19 protein-coding genes are annotated in these 20,415 nt (G+C 32.3%); 13 read left to right on the top strand and 6 right to left on the bottom strand.

Annotation, left to right across the window (positions count from 1 at the left end):
* Positions 1-68 precede the first annotated feature (68 nt).
* The 7 genes from porG to ABD077_RS07070 all read left to right on the top strand — a co-directional run bounded on the left by porG (position 69) and on the right by ABD077_RS07070 (position 7,158).
* Positions 69-752, top strand: a complete 684-nt coding sequence (gene porG, locus ABD077_RS07100) for a type IX secretion system protein PorG (RefSeq protein WP_343911644.1) — start codon at positions 69-71, stop codon at positions 750-752.
* 4 nt (positions 753-756) lie between these two features.
* Positions 757-1,494 carry an undecaprenyl pyrophosphate synthase gene (gene uppS / locus ABD077_RS07095; protein WP_343911643.1) on the top strand — a complete coding sequence of 246 codons (738 nt, stop codon included), beginning with the start codon at positions 757-759 and terminating at the stop codon, positions 1,492-1,494.
* 4 nt (positions 1,495-1,498) lie between these two features.
* Positions 1,499-4,123 (top strand): BamA/OMP85 family outer membrane protein, encoded by a 2,625-nt coding sequence (locus tag ABD077_RS07090; protein WP_343911642.1) that lies wholly within the window; start codon positions 1,499-1,501, stop codon positions 4,121-4,123.
* A 36-nt stretch (positions 4,124-4,159) separates the two neighbouring features.
* Positions 4,160-5,020: an OmpH/Skp family outer membrane protein gene (locus ABD077_RS07085; protein ID WP_343911641.1), complete on the top strand. Its 861-nt coding sequence runs from the start codon at positions 4,160-4,162 to the stop codon at positions 5,018-5,020.
* 43 nt (positions 5,021-5,063) lie between these two features.
* Positions 5,064-5,573, top strand: coding sequence for an OmpH/Skp family outer membrane protein (locus ABD077_RS07080; RefSeq protein WP_343911640.1), 510 nt, complete (start codon positions 5,064-5,066; stop codon positions 5,571-5,573).
* Positions 5,574-5,661: 88 nt separating this feature from the next.
* The gene (murI, locus tag ABD077_RS07075) at positions 5,662-6,450 is read left to right on the top strand and encodes a glutamate racemase (RefSeq protein ID WP_343911639.1); all 789 of its coding nucleotides are present in this window, start codon (positions 5,662-5,664) and stop codon (positions 6,448-6,450) included.
* A gap of 174 nt (positions 6,451-6,624) precedes the next feature.
* Complete coding sequence (locus tag ABD077_RS07070) at positions 6,625-7,158, top strand: hypothetical protein (RefSeq protein WP_343911638.1); 534 nt, start codon at positions 6,625-6,627, stop codon at positions 7,156-7,158.
* A 5-nt stretch (positions 7,159-7,163) separates the two neighbouring features.
* On the opposite strand, the gene ABD077_RS07065 is transcribed toward ABD077_RS07070, so the two are convergent.
* Complete coding sequence (locus ABD077_RS07065; RefSeq protein WP_343911637.1) at positions 7,164-7,898, bottom strand: LytR/AlgR family response regulator transcription factor; 735 nt, start codon at positions 7,896-7,898, stop codon at positions 7,164-7,166.
* 41 nt (positions 7,899-7,939) lie between these two features.
* Positions 7,940-10,210: a histidine kinase gene (locus tag ABD077_RS07060; RefSeq protein WP_343911636.1), complete on the bottom strand. Its 2,271-nt coding sequence runs from the start codon at positions 10,208-10,210 to the stop codon at positions 7,940-7,942.
* 221 nt (positions 10,211-10,431) lie between these two features.
* Here ABD077_RS07060 and ABD077_RS07055 point away from each other — a divergent pair, with 221 nt between their 5' ends.
* Together ABD077_RS07055 and ABD077_RS07050 are read left to right on the top strand one after the other, a co-directional pair.
* A complete protein-coding gene (locus ABD077_RS07055; protein ID WP_343911635.1) occupies positions 10,432-11,610 on the top strand; it encodes a vWA domain-containing protein in 1,179 nt (392 codons plus the stop codon).
* A 35-nt stretch (positions 11,611-11,645) separates the two neighbouring features.
* Positions 11,646-12,149, top strand: a complete 504-nt coding sequence (locus tag ABD077_RS07050) for a rhodanese-like domain-containing protein (protein ID WP_343911634.1) — start codon at positions 11,646-11,648, stop codon at positions 12,147-12,149.
* A gap of 52 nt (positions 12,150-12,201) precedes the next feature.
* Here ABD077_RS07050 and ABD077_RS07045 read toward each other — a convergent pair whose 3' ends face one another.
* The gene (locus ABD077_RS07045) at positions 12,202-13,239 is read right to left on the bottom strand and encodes a PorP/SprF family type IX secretion system membrane protein (RefSeq protein ID WP_343911633.1); all 1,038 of its coding nucleotides are present in this window, start codon (positions 13,237-13,239) and stop codon (positions 12,202-12,204) included.
* 246 nt (positions 13,240-13,485) lie between these two features.
* Between ABD077_RS07045 and ABD077_RS07040 the strand changes: the two genes are divergently transcribed.
* The 4 genes from ABD077_RS07040 to ABD077_RS07025 all read left to right on the top strand — a co-directional run bounded on the left by ABD077_RS07040 (position 13,486) and on the right by ABD077_RS07025 (position 16,874).
* Positions 13,486-14,391, top strand: a complete 906-nt coding sequence (locus ABD077_RS07040; protein WP_343911632.1) for a NifU family protein — start codon at positions 13,486-13,488, stop codon at positions 14,389-14,391.
* Positions 14,392-14,515: 124 nt separating this feature from the next.
* The gene (locus ABD077_RS07035; RefSeq protein ID WP_299603466.1) at positions 14,516-14,716 is read left to right on the top strand and encodes a dodecin family protein; all 201 of its coding nucleotides are present in this window, start codon (positions 14,516-14,518) and stop codon (positions 14,714-14,716) included.
* Positions 14,717-15,011: 295 nt separating this feature from the next.
* Positions 15,012-15,707, top strand: coding sequence for a hypothetical protein (locus ABD077_RS07030; protein WP_343911631.1), 696 nt, complete (start codon positions 15,012-15,014; stop codon positions 15,705-15,707).
* Positions 15,708-16,169: 462 nt separating this feature from the next.
* On the top strand, positions 16,170-16,874 hold the full coding sequence (locus ABD077_RS07025; RefSeq protein WP_343911630.1) for a hypothetical protein: 705 nt from the start codon (positions 16,170-16,172) through the stop codon (positions 16,872-16,874).
* A 112-nt stretch (positions 16,875-16,986) separates the two neighbouring features.
* On the opposite strand, the gene tsaB is transcribed toward ABD077_RS07025, so the two are convergent.
* The 3 genes from tsaB to ABD077_RS07010 form a co-directional block, all read right to left on the bottom strand.
* Complete coding sequence (gene tsaB / locus ABD077_RS07020) at positions 16,987-17,646, bottom strand: tRNA (adenosine(37)-N6)-threonylcarbamoyltransferase complex dimerization subunit type 1 TsaB (protein ID WP_343911629.1); 660 nt, start codon at positions 17,644-17,646, stop codon at positions 16,987-16,989.
* 35 nt (positions 17,647-17,681) lie between these two features.
* Positions 17,682-18,962 carry an efflux RND transporter periplasmic adaptor subunit gene (locus ABD077_RS07015; protein ID WP_343911628.1) on the bottom strand — a complete coding sequence of 427 codons (1,281 nt, stop codon included), beginning with the start codon at positions 18,960-18,962 and terminating at the stop codon, positions 17,682-17,684.
* A gap of 77 nt (positions 18,963-19,039) precedes the next feature.
* Complete coding sequence (locus ABD077_RS07010) at positions 19,040-20,410, bottom strand: TolC family protein (RefSeq protein WP_343911627.1); 1,371 nt, start codon at positions 20,408-20,410, stop codon at positions 19,040-19,042.
* Between the last annotated feature and the right edge of the window lie 5 nt (positions 20,411-20,415).

Raw genomic sequence — 20,415 nt, 5'->3', positions numbered from 1 at the left:
TCATACTATTTCACTCAAATTCTTGTGTAGTAAAGTTAATTGTTATATTTGCAAACTTTTGAAAATCTATGAGATACTTAGCATCCTTTGTATTAATTTTGTTTTTTGGACAATTTATGAACTCCCAGACCTATGAGGTTGGACTAATGCTCGGTGGTTCTAATTATATTGGTGATGTGGGGTCTACCTACTACATTGCTCCTAATGCATTAGCAATAGGTGCCATTGGGAAATGGAATAGAAGTAAACGACATGCTTTTAGGGCTTCGTTCTTGTACGCTAATCTTAAATCTAATGATTTAAACGGAGATGACCGAAGAGTTCAGAGAGGTTTCAGCTTTAACAACTCAGTAAAAGAATTATCGCTAGGGTTAGAATTTAATTTCTGGGAATGGTATTTATATGATGGTCAACCACAGTTTACACCATACCTTTATACTGGTTTAACTGGATTTAATTATAGTGCTAAAGCAGTTGATCCTAACAACGGTAATCAAATTAGCTCGTATAGTGAACGATGGAGCGTGGCGATACCAATGGTAGTAGGAATAAAGAAAACCATAGGAAGACATTGGGTATTAGGTGCCGAAATTGGTGCTAGATACACATTTACCGATAATCTGGACGGAAGTGATCCGGACAGTGCATTTGGAACAGGATTTGGTAATTTAAACAATAATGACTGGTATGTATTTACTGGTATAACATTATCTTACACATGGGGGCGCATTCCATGTTATTGTGCATTTTAAAAAAATGATTGATAAAGAACAACTAAACTCTAACATTCCGGAACACGTAGCCATCATCATGGATGGTAATGGAAGATGGGCCAAAAAGAAAGGGCTCTTTAGAGCTGTTGGTCACGAAAATGGGACAAAAGCGGTACGGGAAGCAGTAGAGGCTTCTGCGGAAATTGGAATAAAATATCTTACACTTTATGCTTTTTCTACAGAAAATTGGAACAGACCTAAGCTAGAAGTCGAAACATTAATGAAGCTTTTAGTAAATTCTCTGAAAAAAGAAATAAGTACTCTTCAAAAAAATAACATTCGATTAAACGCTATTGGAAATCTACAAGCATTACCCCAAAAAGCAAGAAAAGAATTACTCGAAGTTATTGAAAAGACTAAGGATAACACACACATGACACTTTCGCTCGCTCTAAGTTATGGCAGTCGTGAAGAGCTTATAAAAACTATCCAAGAAATAAGTAATAAAGTTAAAAATGATGTACTTTCGCCACATCTTATAAATGAAGCAGTCATTAATGAGCATTTGTATACTAAAAATCTGCCTGATGTAGATTTATTAATACGAACCAGTGGTGAACAACGTATTAGTAATTTTTTGTTATGGCAGATTGCGTATGCTGAATTATATTTTACTGAAATATTATGGCCGGACTTTAAAAAAGAGGATTTAATTGAGGCCATTTTAAATTATCAACAAAGAGAGAGAAGATTTGGAAAAACTAGTGAGCAGCTTAGTTAAAGAGATGACAAAAAAATTACCTATTACATATTTTGCATTCCTTGCATTTTTGTTAAACACAGCATTACTTTCAGCACAAAATTTACCCGGCACTTCTGGAAAAGAATATATTATTGGTGACATTAAGGTAACTGGAATATCCACTTATAATGAAAATACCATTATTACTTTCACAGGATTAAAAAACGGTGAACGGATTGCATTACCAGGAGATCGAATTAGTCAAATCATAAAAAAATTATGGGATCTCGAATTATTTAGTGATATTAATTTTTACATCACTAAAGTTGAGGGCGAAAAAGCATTTTTGGAAATAAATATCCAAGAAGTTCCTGAATTAAATCAAGCTAGAGTTGAAGGTGTACGCAAACGTAAAGCAGAAGATCTAATAAAAGACAACAGTCTTAATCCAGGCACAAAGGTTACAGAAAACCTTATTACCACTACTCGAAATTTTATTACCAACAAATACCGTAAAGATGGTTTTCTGAACACCAAAGTAATCATTAATACTACTCCTGTAAAAGATACAGTTCCTACCAATAAGGTAAATATGCTAGTGCGTATCGATAAAGGAGATCGTGTAAAAGTGGATAAAATTAGAATTAATGGTAATGACCAATTCACTGATAGTAAGGTAAGAGCTGCTATGAAGAATACAAAGCAGAAAAAATTCTGGAGATTCTGGAAACGCTCTAAATATATCAAAAGTGATTATCAAGACGATAAGGAAAGTATCATTAGTAAATATAAAGAAAAAGGGTATCGAGATGCTAGAATCACCTCTGATTCTTTGATAGTAGAAGATGACAATAGTGTTTCTCTTAATCTTTCAATTGAAGAAGGGAATAAGTACTATTTTGGTGACATCAATTTCTTAGGAAATAGTGTCTACTCTGACCGTCAATTAGCACAGCAATTAGTAATCAAAAAAGGAGATGTTTATAATGGTGTTCTTTTGGAAAAACAAATTGCAGATAACACAAAACCTGATGCAAATGACTTAACGAACCTATATCAAAATAATGGATATTTATTTTCTAACATCGATGCTGTAGAAACTAATGTTAAAAATGACACCATAGATTTTGAAATAAGAATTCGAGAAGGAAAATTAGTGCGATTTGATCACATTACGGTAACCGGTAATGATAAAACAAATGATCATGTAGTTTATAGAATATTAAGAACTCAACCTGGGCAAATTTATAGTAAGGATCTTGTTGTAAGAACAGTTAGAGAAATTGGACAATTAGGTTTTTTCGATCCAGAACAATTAGAACCACAGTTTAAAAATGCTGACCCACAAGCGGGAACTATAGATATTAACTATCCTGTTGTAGAGAAGGGAGCTAGCCAAATAGAACTCCAAGGTGGTTTTGGTGGAGGTGGTTTTGTTGGAACCCTTGGTTTAGCATTTAGTAACTTTTCTATTAGAAATATTTTTAACAAAGAAGCGTATAGCCCTCTTCCGATGGGGGATGGTCAAACATTAAGAATTCGTGCTCAGGCGAGTCAATTCTTCCAGACGTACAGTCTTTCTTTCATAGAACCATGGCTTGGAGGAAAAAGACCTTTCCAGCTTTCTACATCTTTTTCGCATACCATTCAGTTTTTGTTCAACAGTCAAACTCGTGATGTGGACAGAGATAGTAAGTTTTTAATAACGGGTGGTTCTATTGGAATTGCTAAAAGGCTAAATTGGCCAGATAATTATTTTACCTTATCCCAGGCAATTAGTATACAGCATTACAATTTAAAAAACTATACAACAAGACTGTTTACCTTTGGTGATGGAGCATCTAATAATCTGGCATACACCATAGGAATTAATAGAAATAATACTGCAGTAAACCCTATTTTCCCTACATCTGGTTCAGAATTTAATCTTGTTGCAAAATTATCATTGCCTTATTCGTTATGGGATGGAACCGATTATCGCGCTTTAGCTGAACGACGAGATGAAATAATAGCAGAAAATCCAAATATCATCACTAATCGAGGCGCAACAAATCCCGAAGCATATGCAGAAATTGGAGAAATTGACCAAGAACGTTTCGATTGGTTAGAATATTACAAAATAAAATTTGATGCTACTTGGTATACTACTTTAACAAAAATAGGTAAACAACCTTTGGTATTGCGTACCAGAGCCGAGTATGGTTTTCTTGGTGCTTATAACAACAACAGAGGAAATATTCCGTTTGAAAGATTTTTTGTAGGAGGAGATGGATTAGGAGCAACTGCTTTAGATGGAAGAGAAGTTGTAGCTCTTCGAGGATACCCCAATCAGTCTATAATTCCTTTAAGTAGAGCAAATGATCCGGATTTTGTTGAGGATGGGGCAACAATTTATAATAAATATTCGTTAGAACTTCGTTATCCAATTACTCTAAAACCTTCGGCATCTATATATATGTTGACGTTTTTAGAAGGAGGAGCTTCTTATGACAGCTTCAGAGGATTCAATCCTTTTCAATTAAATCGTTCTGCTGGAGCAGGTTTACGTATCTTTATGCCAGCCTTTGGATTGCTGGGTATTGATTTTGGGTATGGATTTGACCCAATTCCAGGTACGACAGGAAATAATGGATGGGAAACTCACTTTATCATTGGACAACAATTTTAATTTTGGCACGATTATTTCTATAAACAACACAGGATCATGAAAACAAAAGTTCTTTTAGTATTAGCAGCTATTCTTTGGTCAACTTTTTCCAATACAGCTGAAGCTCAGAAAGGTATTAGAATTGGATATATCGACATGGATTATATTCTAGAAAATGTACCTGAATACAATGAAGCTTCTGCTGATTTAGAAAAAAAAGTACAAAAATGGAAAGTAGAAATTGAGGCTGAATTAAAAGAAGTTGAAGAGATGAGAAAAGACCTCAACAACGAACGTGTTCTGCTAACTAAAGAATTGATTGAAGAAAGAGAAGAAGATATATTCTTTAAAGAAAAAGAGATACTTGAGTATCAGCAAAAAAGATTTGGGCCTAATGGCGACCTTTTTATTCAAAAGAAACGATTAGTCCAGCCAGTACAAGATCAAGTTTTTGTTGCAGTTCAGGAAGTTGCTAAGAACAAAAAGTATGATTTTATATTTGATAAGTCTGCAGATTTAGTAATGTTGTTTTCGGCAGACAGACACGACATTAGTGATCAAATATTATTAAGAATTAACAGAGCTTCTAAAAGAAAACAAGTAAATAGTAAAAAAGAAAAGAAAGCGTTAGAAAGAGCTGAGAAAAGAAACGCTGAACAAGAAAAAGAAGTAACTGATAGAGAAAAAGCTACATCCAAAAAACAATCGGAAAGAGAACAATTATTGGCAGAAAGAAAAGCACAAAGAGACTCTATTAGAGCAGCCAAAAAGAAAGAATTTGAAGAGAGAAGAGCGAAGCTTTTAGCAGCTCAAAAAAGAAAAAAAGATTCTATAAAAGCTTTAAAAGAACAATTAAAAAATGATACTCAGTCTGAGGATAACAAAGAAGGAGAGGCTGAAGAAAACGATAACAACTAGAGAAATTAATTTTTAAATTTATAACACACTTAATATTATTAGAATGAAAAAGTTTAGAACCCTATTAGTAGCTTGTGCATTAGTTTTAGGAGCGTCAAGTTTCGTAAATGCGCAATCCAAAGTTGCTCATATCGCGTCTCAAGAGCTAGTAGAAGCAATGCCTGCTTTTAAAGCTGCAAAGAGCGAAATTGAGAAACTAAACAAGACCTATGAAGCTGAAATTAGAAATATGGTATTAGAGTTACAAAATACCATGAAAAAATATCAAGCAGAAGCACCTTCTAAAACCGAAGAGGAAAATGCTAAAAGAGCACAAGAAGTACAGGCTACCGAAAAAAGCATAGGTGATTACAGACAAAATGCTTTACAAGACCTTCAGAAAAAAGAAGTTGAATTGTTAAAGCCTATTTACGAGAGTGCTCGTGTGTCTATCCAGAAAGTAGCAAAAGCGCAAGGATTCCAGTACGTATTAGACTCTACCACAGGATTAGGTGTAATCTTAGCTGAAGGTAAAGATTTAATGGCTGATGTTAAAAAAGATTTAGGTATCTAAAAAAATTACCTTTTAAAATAAAAAAAGCAGTGAGGGACTAGAGTTTCTCACTGTTTTTTTATTTTTGAACCATTCTATTTTAGTTTTAATGAGTAACAAAGCTATAGGTATTTTTGATTCTGGCATTGGAGGAACTTCTATTTGGAAAGAAATTGTCACTATGCTTCCTAATGAGAATACGATTTATTTAGCTGATAGCAAACATGCTCCCTACGGAAAACTCAGTAAGAACGAAATTCTATCTTTAAGTATAAAAAACACCAAAAAGCTACTAGACCTGCAATGTAAAATTATTGTTGTAGCATGCAATACGGCTACAACTAATGCAATAAAGGAACTGAGACAACAATTTGACATTCCTTTTATTGGGATCGAACCTGCTATAAAACCCGCAGCTCTACAAACGAAAACCAAAAGAGTTGGAGTCCTTGCCACAAAAGGAACCTTAACCAGTAAGCTGTTTGCAAAAACCTCGGACCTTTATGCTAATAATATAGAAGTTATTGAAGTCATAGGAACCGGATTGGTCGAACTTATAGAAAAAGGTAAAATTCATACCCCAGAGATGCATACGCTCCTCACCTCCTATCTCCAACCTATGATAGAAAAAGATATTGATTATCTGGTTTTAGGCTGCACACACTATCCCTATCTTATCCCTATATTAAGAAAAATACTTCCAAATAATATTGTCATTATAGATTCTGGAGAAGCCGTTGCTAGACAGACAAAATCCATTTTGTTAAAAAACAGTTTACTTTCTAAAAACTCTGAAAAAGCAGAACACTGTTTATACACCAATGGCAACCTATCGGTCCTAGAAGATATCCTTTCTAACTACAAAATTTCTACAACAGCTTCCTATTTAGAATTTTAATTTTGTAAGAAAAAGACTCTTTACTATTAAAGTTTGTTAATACGAGATATGCTTTGATGATTTTTAACATTCTTTTATCCTCACTACAACCAATTTTTCTTTTAATTTGGTAACAACCTGATTTTTAAATAATTAAAATTAAGTAAACTAATAACCCTTTGTACCCCGAAAATTATGATAATAAACAAAAGCCTAATTTTGCTTTTTGGATTATTCTATATGACCTCTGGTTTAGCTCAGAATAATGTTAAAATTGATGGAAGATTGAAGCCTCATCTTGATACATTCTTTGAATATTGTAAGCAATACAATATCGAATATCATGACAAACTATTTAAACTAAAAAACATCGATATTGTAGATACGCTGACAATTTCTCAAAAAGGTTCTACTTTGGGTATGCTCACCCGAGATAAAAATAATAAAGTAGAAAACATCATTATTAATTGGATTACATTATTGGATGATGAAATTCTAAAAGTAGTAGCCTTTCATGAATTCGCTCATTATTTTTTAGACTACAAAAAACATATTTGTCATGATTGCGAACAAATTATGGCTGCCGTTAATAGCAGTTATTTTATAATTATTAAAGATTGGAATGAACAGGTAAAAACTTTATTCCTTGATTCTCCTACTTACAAACGACAAAAAGCAGTTTCTTACAGCAGTTCTAATCAGGATTCAAACAATAACTTAACTTGGTAATCATATCATTTAAAATAGTCTAACAAGGCACCTTTTTTGGATGAAGAAACCATTAATTCTTTACCAGAAGATAGTTGTACACTGCCGCCTTTTCCTTTTTTATACCTTACTATCATATTTATGTTTACCAAATAACTTTTATGTATTCTCACAAAACCTTGATCTTTTAAGGAGTCTTCAAAATACTTTAAAGTTTTACTCACTAATTTCTGACCACTATTCAGAAAGATTTTAGTATAATTATCATCGGCCTGACAGTATAAAATCTCTGAAATTTTCAGCACTTCAAAGCCATCCTGTTGGGGTATTGTAATTTTCCCGTCTACCGTTGCCGAAATTTTTGGAGTAAGCACTTTGTCCTGAAGTTCTTTTTCGCGTTCTTTAATATGGCTTACATGATCTACCGCTTTAATAAGATTGTCTATAGCAATTGGCTTTAGAAGATAATATGTTGCTTGTGCATTTAATGCATCAACAGCATAGTGATCATACGCAGTAACAAAAACAGTTTCAAAAGTTCTATCAGGCACTTGTTCTAACAAATCAAAAGCATTACCATAAGGCATTTCTACGTCCAAAAATAGTAGATCTGGGTTCTCTGTCTCCAAAATCTTTAAAGTTTCCTGAACACTCGCAGCTTCTCCCAACACCTGAACCGTTGGACAATACTTTTGTAAATAATTTTTTAGAATCGCTCGGCTATTTGCCTCATCATCTACTACAATCGCAGTTAATTTCACAGTTTTTGATTTATTAAGTTATATTTTATACACTTAAGTATTTATTGATCTCTTTTTAGAATCAGCTTTACCCGAGTTCCGGTTCCTTCTTCATCATTAGTCAAATCCGAAATAAAAACATCTACTTTATCCTTATACATAGTGTTAAGTATTTGTATTCTTTTCTTGATATTACTCATTCCCTGAGACTTCTGTTTTTTCTGATTTAATGTTTTTAAAGATTTTGATTTTTCTCTTCCAATACCATTATCCGCAATTACTATTTCAATAGTACCATCTGTTGTTTTTTGAAAATTAATTGCAAGAAAACCTTTATCCGATTTATAACGCAGTCCATGCCAAACCGCATTCTCCACATAAGGCTGAAGCAACATGGGTGGAATCATATATTGTTTGATATCAATTTCGGGATCTACTGTTATTTTATACTCAAATTTATCTTGAAACCTAAAATGTTCTAACTGAACATAAAGCTCCAAAAGCTCTATTTCCTTTTCTAAAGGAATAAAATCTTCTTCACTATTTTCCAAAACTGCTCTCATGAGCAATGAAAAATCTGTAAGATACCGATTCGCTGCCCTTTCATCGCTTGTAGCTATAAAAGTATTCACAGAGTTTAAAGCATTAAAAATAAAATGAGGATTCATTTGAGAACGCAGAGATTTTAATGCTAGTAAATTATTGGCAAACTTTTGTTGCTTTATATTTCGAAACATTAGATAAGCAACTAAAAGTAATAAGACAGACAACCCAATTAAAGAATAAATAATAATTTTTTGTTGACCTGCCAATTCCTGAGAAGCAAATGCCAATTTATATTTACTCTCGTTCAGTTCCCGATCTTTTTCTAGCGAAGCTATCCGATTAGCTCTTTGTGCTAATTCTCTATTAAATCTGTTAACCTGAGAAATTTCTTGTTCTTTTTGAATATATAATTTATCAATAATTACTTCATATTCTTCAAAAGCTTCGGAAGCTTTTTCTAATTCTCCTTTTTCTCTATATACCTCTCCTAATTTTCGAGTAGCATCTTTTTGCACAACTAAGTCATTCTCTGAGGCTGCTTTTTTAATACTTTCTTCTAGATATGGAATTGCTTCATCATACTCTGATTGCGCTGCAAAGGCATTAGCAATTTTATAATTTTGTACTTGAGAGGTTATAGCTCTATCCTCTACATCTATATTATTCAATGCACTTATACTATCAGATACGATTATAGGAGCTGGACTTTTTGACTCCGTTTCCTCCATATCCTGAATATCCTCCAGCGCTTCTTTTCTTAATTGTATCTCTTTGGCAAAACTATTATTCTTATTGTAGAAATCAGCCGCTTTAGCACGTTGCCTGGCTGAAGATTTTTTGCTCCTTCTACTTGCTAACTGAACTGAATTATCCAAATATTCCTCGGCATCATTAATATTTCCCTGACTCTGAAATACTTCTGCCATTTTAGAATTTAACTCGATTACGATGTCCTGCGAATTGTTTTTTTGAGCAAATGATAATGCTATGTTATAATTCTTACTAGCGTTTTCATAGTCATTCTGTCCTTTATAACTATCCCCTAAACCTTCATATACCTTTATTCTTTGAATAGAATTTAACCTAACTTTTTTAAGTTGGTCAAAAGTTACGAATGAAGATTGATAATCTCTATTCTGCAATTGTGCATTTCCAAGCTTAATTTTTACATCTGTATTATATTTATTACTTATACTGGTTTTGTAATTGCTTTCTGCCAAATCTGGTTGTTTCCAATATGCATAGATATCTCCTAGCGTTTCAAAAAGTTCCGCTTTTTTTTCATCTCCAAACGTGTCGTCATCCTCAATTGTTTCCAGTGCTTTGGTAATGTAATCAATACTTGTAGCTGCATCTTTTGTCATTGTGCTTCTTGCTGCTTCAAGATTAGAACCATATGCGGCAGAAAGCTTTTTTCTTCTAATCCCTTTCTTTGAAACAAATCCATCTGGATCATCCTGTATCTTAACATCGATTCGCTCACTACTTGTAATGGTATGATATACGGTGTTGAAACTATCATGACTAATAATTATTTGATCACCTATTCTAGCTTTTATCTTAAAATCACCTTGATTATCTGTACGATATGTTTGACCTCCTACTACTCTAATTTCTACATTATTTAAAGGAACAAGCGTGTTATCGTCTTTTACTGTCCCTCTGATCTCCATGAATTGATCACGCTTATCAGTCTTATTATTTTCTAAAGTTCTTGCATTATGCTGCCCAAAAAAAGTAATAGGCAACAACCACATTAATAATAGAACAAAACAATATTTACTCATCATATACTTCATAAGTCTAGGTAAACTTAATCCATTTATATGGGATTATAAAATCGAAATATTTGATTACATCAAGTTTTACGTCTTTTTTATTATGCTAAATACTACTTCACTAAATCATGAGTCATGTTTACTCATTCATATGTACTCGTTCCTCATTCTAAATTTTTATCAAAAAAAGTTCATCATAATTTTAGATAGAATTTAAAATAGTTAAACCTATGAAAACATTATATACATGGATGCTTGCAGGATGTTTACTTACCATTCCTATTTCATGTCAAGCAAAAAATGACAGAAATGCAGAACTAGCCATTAAAACGGAAAAAACGCTAGAAATTTACACTTCCAAAACAGATCCAGATACTAAAAATATTCAGGTAGCTTTATTACTAGATACAAGTAATAGTATGGATGGACTTATCGATCAGGCAAAAGCTCAGTTATGGGAAATAGTAAATGAATTATCTTATGCCAAGTGTGGTCATTATGAAATAAAACTACAAATCGCTTTATATGAATATGGTAATGATCGCTTACCATCCCAAGAAGGATACATTAGACAAGTTCTTCCATTTTCAGATGACTTAGACGAAATTTCAAAAGAACTATTTGCACTTACAACCAACGGTGGAAACGAATACTGTGGTAAAGTAATCAATACCTCTATTAATCAGTTGGATTGGAAAAAAGATAATGATCATTTAAAACTAATTTTTATAGCAGGTAACGAACCTTTTACACAAGGTCCTTTAGATTATAAAGACGCTGCTATCGACGCTAAAGAGAAAGACATAACTATAAATACTATTTTCTGTGGTAATTATACACAAGGTATCAACACCAAATGGAAAGACGGAGCAAATTTAACTAATGGAGAATATAGTGCAATTGATCATAATAAAGAAACGATCCATATAGCCACGCCTTATGATGACATCATATTACAACTAAATAGAAGACTAAATAACACCTACATATATTATGGTAATGAAGGTTCTAAAAAAATTAGTTTACAAGCTGAACAAGATCGCAATGCAAGATCCTACAGTGATGCCAATGCTGTAAGTAGAGCAATTAGTAAAAGTTCTGGTTTTTACAAGAACAAAAGTTGGGATCTTGTGGATGCGGCAGAAGATGAAAGTTTTGAAATAGAGGAAGTAGTAAAAGAAGAATTACCTATAGAGTTAAAAGAGAAATCTAGTAAAGAGTTAAAGCAATACATAGTTCAAAAGAGTAAAGAAAGAAAGGAAATTCAGGATGAGATTCAAAACCTAAATAAAAAGCGTTTAGCATATATCAAAAAAAATAGTAAAAAAGATGGTGCAAATTTAGAAGCAGCGTTAATCAAAGCTATAAAGACCCAAGGACAGAGAAAATCTTTTAGTTGGGAAAAATAGTATTCTAATCCATGATTTAAATTATATATCATAAAATGAAAACATATTTAATCTTAATAATGGCACCTCTTGTAATGGTTGGTCAACAAAACAAAGAACTACCAAAATCGAAAGTAGATTATAATACCTTCTCAGAGATTACCGAAGAAGTCTTATATTATAGACAACCTAGACTTATTCCTCTAGAAACATTTTTACAATTTGCAGAAGATCCTAATACCATTTTGTTAGATACTAGATCAAAATTAGCATATGACCAAAAACATTTAAAAAATGCTGTGCATCTTAATTTTTCTGATTTCACTGAAAAAAAACTAGCTAAACTAATTCCTAACAAAGAAACCAGAATTCTGATCTATTGCAATAATAATATTGATGGAGATGCTATCAACTTTCCGACAAAGAGTCTTCCATTGGCATTAAACATTCCAACTTTTATAAACTTATATGGTTACGGATATAAAAATGTATATGAGCTAGCATCTCTAGTACCCATAAAAGATAAACGGATTCAATTTACAGGTACAAACGTTAAGTAACTAAAAATGGCAAGCTCGAAAAAGCTTGCCATTAATTATATGATAAATTGTTTTAATTGTTAACTGCCGGACAATGACAATTCCAACGTTCTTTTCGTTCTCCAAAGTCGTAACCTAAGGTTAACTGATGAAATCCACCATTTGTCAATACTACAGAGTTGGACTGATAACTATACGTATATCCAACCATCCATTTCTTATAGTTAATGCCTAAAAAAGGAGTGATATATTGTAGTTTTTGACTTTCGATTTCTATCCCGGTTTGAGAAAATTCGGCACCATCAAAACTTCTTCTGTAAGACAAACCTCCCCAAAGCGTAGCTAACTCTCCAAAACGTCTGTAAACCTTTGCGTTTACATCAATCGTACTTTCCTTTGTCTGATCAGTAGATTGATATAAAATAGAAGGCTCTAAGCTCCAGGGACCATTACCCAATCCGAATACATATCCCACAGAGAAAATATATCTTCTTTGATTATTTGAATCTGCTATAGTAATACTAGGATCTGCTGTATTATCAAAAATATCTCTAGCCGTAGGTAATACATTTTTTACGGTAAAATGTGCATACCAGTCTAGATAATGATACGACATACCAATATCGATATTAAAATATGCATCTTTTTGAACTCTATCATCAAAAATTACAATATCTACAGGAGCGTTCGGATCTTCCAGTCCAGCTAAATCAACATTCGACTGAATAAATGCTCCACTCATACCAAAAGAAAGCATATTAAGATCAGTTCGATCTCTAGAAAACAACAAATGGTATGCAAAAGTTGCAAACAATCCTGTTTGTGAAAAACGACCATTCTCATCTCTATAAACTATTGCTCCCAAACCTACTTTATCTCCAGTCCTAAAATTAATATTGGCGGATTGTGTATTAGGTGCATTAGCAATATCAAACCACTGTTTTCTTGCTGTTAATCTGATTTTATTTGCGTTAGAAGCTCCAGCCATAGACGGGTGAACTAAATACAAGTTATCAGACAAATAATCAGCATAAACTGGAATTCCTTCCTGAGAAAAAATAAATTGTGAGGTCAAAATAGCAAGCAACAAATAATATTTCTTCAAATTCATTAGAGGCTTTATGTTAAAAAAAGGAAAAACTAGGTTAATTATTTCAATATAAACTATTTAATTAAGCTTATATTGTAGGGGCTTTCATATTTCTTTCCCAAACTAAAATATTACTTCTTGCCAGCTCCAAATATATAAATTTTTATAAAAACATAGGTTTTATCTTACGTATTAAAACAATCTTAATGTTAAACTACAAAAGGTAAGTTGGATTTAGTTTTTAGTAAATTTGCATAAAATTAGATTATGGAAAAGAAATTTGAGATAAAAATAGAAGCTACTTCTAATCCTAGCATATTAAAGTTTGAAGCGAACTTTTTTTTGACGAAGCATACAAGTTATGAATTTGAGAATATCGATCATGCGAAAAATTCTCCTTTAGCGCAACAACTATTCTACCTTCCTTTTGTAAAGAGGGTATTTATTGCGCAAAATTTTGTTGCAATAGATAAATTCGAAATTGTAGATTGGAGTGACGTACAAGACGAAGTCGCACAACAAATAGAAAATTATCTAAATAGCGGTCAACCAGTAATCAATGAAACTGCAGAACCCAAAAAGACCGCTATTACTATTTATGCAGAAAGTACACCAAATCCTTCTGTACTAAAATTTGTTGCCAATAAGAAGTTGGTAGCTACAGGACATGAATTTAAAAGTATTGATGATACCAAAGAGGCACCTATCGCTGAAAAATTATTTAACTTTCCTTTTGTAAAGGAAATATATATAGATGAAAATTACATTTCCATTCATAAATATGATATTGCAGATTGGCAGGATATTACATTGGAATTAAGAGAATTTCTTAGAGAATACTTAGAGCAAGGAAAAGAGGTTTTATCGGCTAATGCTACTGTTTCCACAAGCCAAGTGGAAAAACAAGCGGATCTTGACTTTGAAAAATTAGATGATACGTCAAAAGATATTGTAAATATTATAGAAGAATATATCAAACCTGCTGTGGCAAGTGATGGCGGAAACATTATGTTCGATTCCTATGACCCTGAAAGTAAAGGAGTAAAGGTTATTTTACAAGGAGCTTGTAGCGGATGCCCCTCTTCTACATTCACTCTTAAAAATGGAATTGAAAACATGTTGAAAGAAATGCTCAAAGATAAAGTTGCCTATGTAGAGGCGATAAACGGGTAGTTCATCGGATATTCCTTAATCATATCGAAAAACCATAAAAATAATAGCTGTTAATATTCAAATAAAACGTAACTATCTCGTATCTTAGAGAATATAATAAAATATTAACCAAAAAGTTATTAAAATGGCAATAGTAAAAGTTATAGAAGTAATAGCAGCTTCGGAAAAAGGATGGGAAGATGCGGCCAAAAATGGAGTAAAAGAAGCAGCTAAAACACTAAAAAACATTAAATCTGCATGGATTTCTGATCAGAAATTGATCATTGATGATGGTGAGATCAAAGAATATAGAGTGATTCTTAAAATTTCTTTTGAGATTAGTTAGAAGAACCTATCATAATAATAAAGAAACATCTCAATATTTATTGAGATGTTTCTTTATTATTAGCAACACCACTTAACAAACTGATTTTTAGATAAAACACTTGAAATTTTTTTAAATTTTATGGTTTTACCGTAAAAATCAATAGCAATTATTCAATAAAATTGATTTTTTCTAATTAAAAAATTGAGAAAAAACAACAAATATTGAAGTATTCGTAAAAATATGATATTAAAACCCTATTTTTTGTATTAAATTTTACATTTTATTAATTTTATTTCACCTAAATCGAACAATCGTGAAAAAATTATTACTATTCTTACTATTACTAATTTCACCCTTTTTATTTGCTCAGCTCCCGCAATCTTTAATACAGCCTTCTAAGCGAACAACTATGTTTGACGAATACGATGGCTCCATTTACAAAACCCTCAAATACAAGGACGCCAGTGTTATCGATGAAAAATCAGGAACCTTTGATGCAAAACTTCGTTATAATATATATTCTGATGCGTTAGAATTTAAAAAAGGATCGGAACTTTATGAATTAATAAAAAAACCTACATCACACGCTAGGATTGATGGTGACTACTTTTACTATTGTAATTTTAAAACACAACGTGGTCATAAAAAGTCTGGATATTATGTTTTAGTAGAGTTAAATGAAAAATATAGAATCTATAAAAAGTTTGATTTAAAAATAAAGGAGCCAAGTAAAAATGGTGCGGCAAGTGGCAATAGTGTTCCTGGGAAATTAAAAATGCAAACTACATATTTTCTCGAAGAACGCGGCGTGATTATGGAGCTTCCTATGAATAAAAAAGAACTACTTGCAACACTTAGCGATAAAGAAGAAGAATTAAAAAAATATATTAAAAAAGAACGTATTAAAGTGAGAAAAGAAGAAGATCTTATTCGTCTTGTTTCTAGATATAATGCACTTAAAAATACAGATGGAAATAGATCCCGGAGCTTACTCACAAGAAGAAATTAATTCACCTATTATTGTATTGTAGAACACTTTGACAAAAAACACAAAAACATCTAAAGAATTTTATCTTTAGGTGTTTTTTTATGTCAATAGCTATAAACTCTTTTTCATTGCTAGTGTAAACTTAAAAGTATTAAAACTTCATCCAAGGAAAACAAACAAAAAGTAAAAATATTCCCGGCTTAAACATTTTTAGTGGAATCAAAGGTTTTACTTTCAGATAATCAAATAATTAATTAAAAAATTGAAGTTTTTTCCTACAAAATCAAACGTTTTCGAAACTTATTTTACTGTATTACCGTAAAAAATAGATGTTAAATTTTCAGTAAAATATGTCATTCCCCATTAATAAATCGTTAATCCTTTAAAAGTTTTAAATATTTCATAAAAATAAAGTATTAAAACTGTAATTCTTGTATTTAAACCTTCATTTTATTAAATTTAATTCACCTAAATCAATACGTCGTGAGAAAAATACTACAATTACTATTTTTATTAATATCGCCACTTTTGTTTGCGCAACTTCCGCAATCTTTATTGAAACCAACGACAAGAGTTACTACTTTTGATGATTATGATGGTTCTATCCATAAAACTTTACGCTATAAAGAAGCCAGTGTTATTGATGAAAAATCAGGCACCTTTGATACCAAACTTAGATATAATGCTTACACTGATGCATTAGAATTTAAAAAGGGTAATGATTTATTCGAACTTTTAAAAAGCCCAACCTCGCATGCGCGAATCGATGGAGATTACTATTATTATTGTAATTTCAAAACCCAACGAGGATTTAAAAAATCAGGTTATTATGTGTTAGTCGAGCTAAATGAAAAATACAGAATTTATAAAAAATATTCCGTTAAGATTACTAAACCTGATCCTAAAGGATCGGTAAGTGGTACTGCAACACCCGGAAAAGTACGTATCAAAACAAATTATTTCTTAGAGGAGCGTGGAGTTATAATGGAACTTCCAATGAATAAGAAAGAAATTTTAGCCGCTTTAAGCGATAAAGAAGAAGAACTAAAAAAATACATGAAAAAGAATCGTATTAAGGTTAGAAAAGAAGAAGATCTTATACGATTAGTATCACGATATAATGCCTTAAAAAGTACCGATGGCAGTAGATCCAGAAGCTTACTTAGCAATAGAGGTAGAAGAGATTAAGGTATCATAACTCAAAATAAAGGAGACCCTACTATGTAATAGAGGGTCTCTTTTGTTTTATAGCACAATTACTTTATAAAAAATTAATCTCTTTTTTGGATATCACACCTAGTTAACCCGCCACAAAATCTTTTAGATAATAAGGCTCGAAATAACTTACATCTTCAAAATCCTCAGCTAGAAATTTTTGATAACTTAAGGATGCTATTTCATTAGATGAAGGCAATTTTTCAGAAAAAAAACGGGCATTTTTATGTTTACAAATCTCAGCAAACTTTGCAACACCATTTCCTATAAAAAATACTTCATCATCTTGTAAGTAAGACTCATAAGAACCCGCATCTAAAATCTCAGCTTTAATTGATCGTTCCAGTATATATTTGCTTGAAAACACAGCCGAATACACCTCCATTCTACGAGCGTCTATCATTGGAACGATATATCCCTTATCACTTTGTATTTGCCTTGCTAAAGAATGTAAAGTACTAATGGATATTAAAGGTATTCCTAGGCCATAACAAAGACCTTTTGCTGAGGAAACTCCAATTCTTAAACCAGTATATGAACCAGGTCCTTTACTTACGGCTATTGCATTGAGCTCTTTAAATTCTATTGAAGCATCCTCTAATACAATCTTTATAAATTGATGTAAACGTTCTGCGTGAGAATATTGAGTATCATAATCTTCTTTGAAACCAATTACTTTACCATCTTTACATAGCGATACAGAACAATTTGTTGTTGAAGTCTCTAAACAAAGAATATAGGCCATCTTAAAAATTTTATGCAAAGATACCCTTAATAATCTTATTCTTCTTTTGCTTTACTTTCCTTTTTGGAAGTTACTTTATCTCCAGTTTTTAATGTTTTTGTAACTACATTATAAGGTCCCACAATTACATCTTCTCCAACATTTAAACCTTCGGTAATTTCGATATTACTATCATCTTGAATTCCTGTTTTAATAACTCTTAGCTTAGCTTTGCCTCCATCATTAATAAAAACACATTCGAATTTTTCATCGGATTCTTTTATTTTTTCTTTGGTATACTTTCTTTTAGCCGTACTAGAGGTATCACTTTTTATCACTATTGCACTAATTGGAACACCGATAACACTTTCTCTTTTATTAGTTATAACATCTACTGTAGCTGTCATTCCCGGTCTGAATGGCGAATAACTATCAGGTTTACCTTCCGTTAGATCTTTATAAGACTCTTCGAGTATACGAACCTTTACCTTAAAATTAGTTACCTGATCAGCACTTAAAGTACTTTCTGCCGAATTTGCTATTTCTGTTACTAATCCTTTAAACTGTTTTTTTAGGTAAGCATCCACCTCTACAATGGTAGAATCGCCAAGAGAGACTTTTACAATATCATTTTCGTTTACATCAACCTCTACTTCCATATTACTCAAATTGGCAACTCTTACAATTTCTGTTCCTGCCATTTGTTGCGTACCTACTACTCTTTCCCCAAGTTCCACGGATAACTTAGAGATCGTACCGCTCATAGGAGCGTAGATCGTAGTTCTACTTAAATTATCCTTTGCTTCATTCACGGTTGCCTGCGCACTTTTTACGTTATAAAAAGCAGACTGTTTTGCTGCTTGTGCTACTTCATAAGCAGACACAGAAGTATCCCACTCAGCCTTTGAAATTACCCCTTTATCAAACAACTCTTTATTACGCTCGTAACTTAATTTTGCTTCTTTCAAACTTGCCTCCGCTTGTTGCAATCCAGCTCTAACATTTTCCAATGCAGCCTGAGATCGATTTAATCCCGACTGAATAATATCTGGATTAATTCTTACTAATAGATCACCTTTTTCTACTTGCTGCCCTTCTTTTATTGGTAAGTCAATAATCTCTCCAGAAACCTCAGAAGAGAGCTTTACTTCTACCTCTGGCTGAATTTTTCCTGTGGCAGAAACCGTTTCAATAATATCCAGTTTTTGGATTTCTGAAATTTCTACTTCTTTTAAGTTTCCATCTTTACCAAACCATCCTGCTTTTTTGCCCAAGACAAGTCCAATAACTAAAACAATAACAAAAATTAAAATGATTAGTAAAGTTTTTCTACTCATGACTTAGTTTAAATTAATTCTATAAAATGAAATTACAATCTTTGGTTAAATGTCCCAAATTTATAGGACACCTGAAATTATAATTTTATATCTGCTACTTTGATTCCGAAATAAAGTTCTAGTACCTTAATTTTGAATATGTAATCAAATTTTGCTTGGACCTCATTACTTTGCGCATTCTCCAATCTAAATTTAGACTGGCTAAAATCAAATGCGTTTGTCCTACCAACATCGTATCTATCTTTTGCATATTCATACGCTCTTTCCTGCGCTTTTACAGCTACTAAAGAAGCTTCATACGCTTCTGCAGCTCCTTTAGCATCTAAATAGGCCTGATATACGTTACTATCTAGGTCCAATTCTGCTTGTTCTAGTTGAAACTGTGTACGCTTTACATTAATCTTACTTCTTTTCACATTATTCCTGGTTGCAAAACCATTAAAAATTGGTATCGACAAGGACAATCCATAAGAAAGACCATAGTTATCAGAAATTTGATCAAAAAACGGCGCTGGAGCTAACGTAGATGGCACTCCCACATCGTTAAAAACAACTCGATCCGCTCCTGATTCTGTTGAACCAACTCCCAAAGAACCACTTAATGAGGGATAATATGCTCCTCTAGCGATCTGTAAATCCTTCTCTGCAATCAACTTATTTTGTTCTGCAATTTGTACTTCATATCTAGCTTCTCGAGCACTAGATCTCACTTCATCCACAGATTTATTTAAAATTGAGGATGAAGGAACCAAATAGTCCTGTTCTGCGATATCAAACTTTTCATAATCCTTTATTAATAGAGTTTGTGCTAGTCCTACACGAGCAATTAATACTGCGTTTTCAGCTTGAACAATTCGTGTTAACTCATCTGCAGAGGTAGCTTCTATTTCCAAAAGGTCACCTTGCGGTAAAACACCTGCATCTACCAAATCTTTAGTTCTTTTAAGTTGTTCTAAAGTAATCGCATGTTGTTTCTCAATTACTTTTAAAGACTCTTTATTTAATAACACCTGTAAATAGCTATTTGCAACAAAAAGTGCGATATCATCTTTTGATTTACCCAGATTATATTGACTTAGTAATTTATTTAATTTTGCTCTTTGAAACTGTTTTACATTACGTAATCCATCAAACAAATTAATACCTAAGTTAGCATTATAATTAGAACTTCTAAAAGTCTGAGTTCTATTAGTTCCAGAAATTGGATCAGGACTCAAACCAGATCTCCAAAAGTTAGAAGCTGATGCATTTAATGAAGGTAAAAAATTACCGAGTGCATCTATTTTATCTATTGCTGCATTTTCTACATTAAGTGCTGATTGTTTGATAGTGATATTGTTTTCCAAAGCATATTCAACGCACTCTCTTAATGTCCATTTTTTATCTTGTGCTTGTACAGTAAGCATCCCGAAAAGGACACAGCAAATAATTGAAATTTTAACTTTCATCGGTT

Source organism: Aquimarina litoralis (assembly GCF_039523995.1).
GTDB classification, from domain to species: Bacteria; Bacteroidota; Bacteroidia; order Flavobacteriales; family Flavobacteriaceae; genus Aquimarina; species Aquimarina litoralis.
Note: the sequence above shows the minus strand (reverse complement) of the source record. Positions and strands in the feature narration are given on the sequence as shown.

What these genes read in the sequence shown, in the direction of transcription:
- murI (WP_343911639.1), top strand. Translation starts at nt 5,662, where the DNA reads ATGAGTAACAAAGCTATAGGTATTTTTGATTCTGGCATTGGAGGAACT.
- ABD077_RS07055 (WP_343911635.1), top strand. Translation starts at nt 10,432, where the DNA reads ATGAAAACATTATATACATGGATGCTTGCAGGATGTTTACTTACCATT.
- ABD077_RS07060 (WP_343911636.1), bottom strand. Translation starts at nt 10,210, where the DNA reads ATGAGTAAATATTGTTTTGTTCTATTATTAATGTGGTTGTTGCCTATT.
- ABD077_RS07010 (WP_343911627.1), bottom strand. Translation starts at nt 20,410, where the DNA reads ATGAAAGTTAAAATTTCAATTATTTGCTGTGTCCTTTTCGGGATGCTT.
- ABD077_RS07070 (WP_343911638.1), top strand. Translation starts at nt 6,625, where the DNA reads ATGATAATAAACAAAAGCCTAATTTTGCTTTTTGGATTATTCTATATG.
- ABD077_RS07090 (WP_343911642.1), top strand. Translation starts at nt 1,499, where the DNA reads ATGACAAAAAAATTACCTATTACATATTTTGCATTCCTTGCATTTTTG.
- porG (WP_343911644.1), top strand. Translation starts at nt 69, where the DNA reads ATGAGATACTTAGCATCCTTTGTATTAATTTTGTTTTTTGGACAATTT.
- ABD077_RS07045 (WP_343911633.1), bottom strand. Translation starts at nt 13,239, where the DNA reads ATGAATTTGAAGAAATATTATTTGTTGCTTGCTATTTTGACCTCACAA.
- ABD077_RS07080 (WP_343911640.1), top strand. Translation starts at nt 5,064, where the DNA reads ATGAAAAAGTTTAGAACCCTATTAGTAGCTTGTGCATTAGTTTTAGGA.
- tsaB (WP_343911629.1), bottom strand. Translation starts at nt 17,646, where the DNA reads ATGGCCTATATTCTTTGTTTAGAGACTTCAACAACAAATTGTTCTGTA.
- ABD077_RS07050 (WP_343911634.1), top strand. Translation starts at nt 11,646, where the DNA reads ATGAAAACATATTTAATCTTAATAATGGCACCTCTTGTAATGGTTGGT.
- ABD077_RS07015 (WP_343911628.1), bottom strand. Translation starts at nt 18,962, where the DNA reads ATGAGTAGAAAAACTTTACTAATCATTTTAATTTTTGTTATTGTTTTA.
- ABD077_RS07035 (WP_299603466.1), top strand. Translation starts at nt 14,516, where the DNA reads ATGGCAATAGTAAAAGTTATAGAAGTAATAGCAGCTTCGGAAAAAGGA.
- uppS (WP_343911643.1), top strand. Translation starts at nt 757, where the DNA reads ATGATTGATAAAGAACAACTAAACTCTAACATTCCGGAACACGTAGCC.
- ABD077_RS07040 (WP_343911632.1), top strand. Translation starts at nt 13,486, where the DNA reads ATGGAAAAGAAATTTGAGATAAAAATAGAAGCTACTTCTAATCCTAGC.
- ABD077_RS07085 (WP_343911641.1), top strand. Translation starts at nt 4,160, where the DNA reads ATGAAAACAAAAGTTCTTTTAGTATTAGCAGCTATTCTTTGGTCAACT.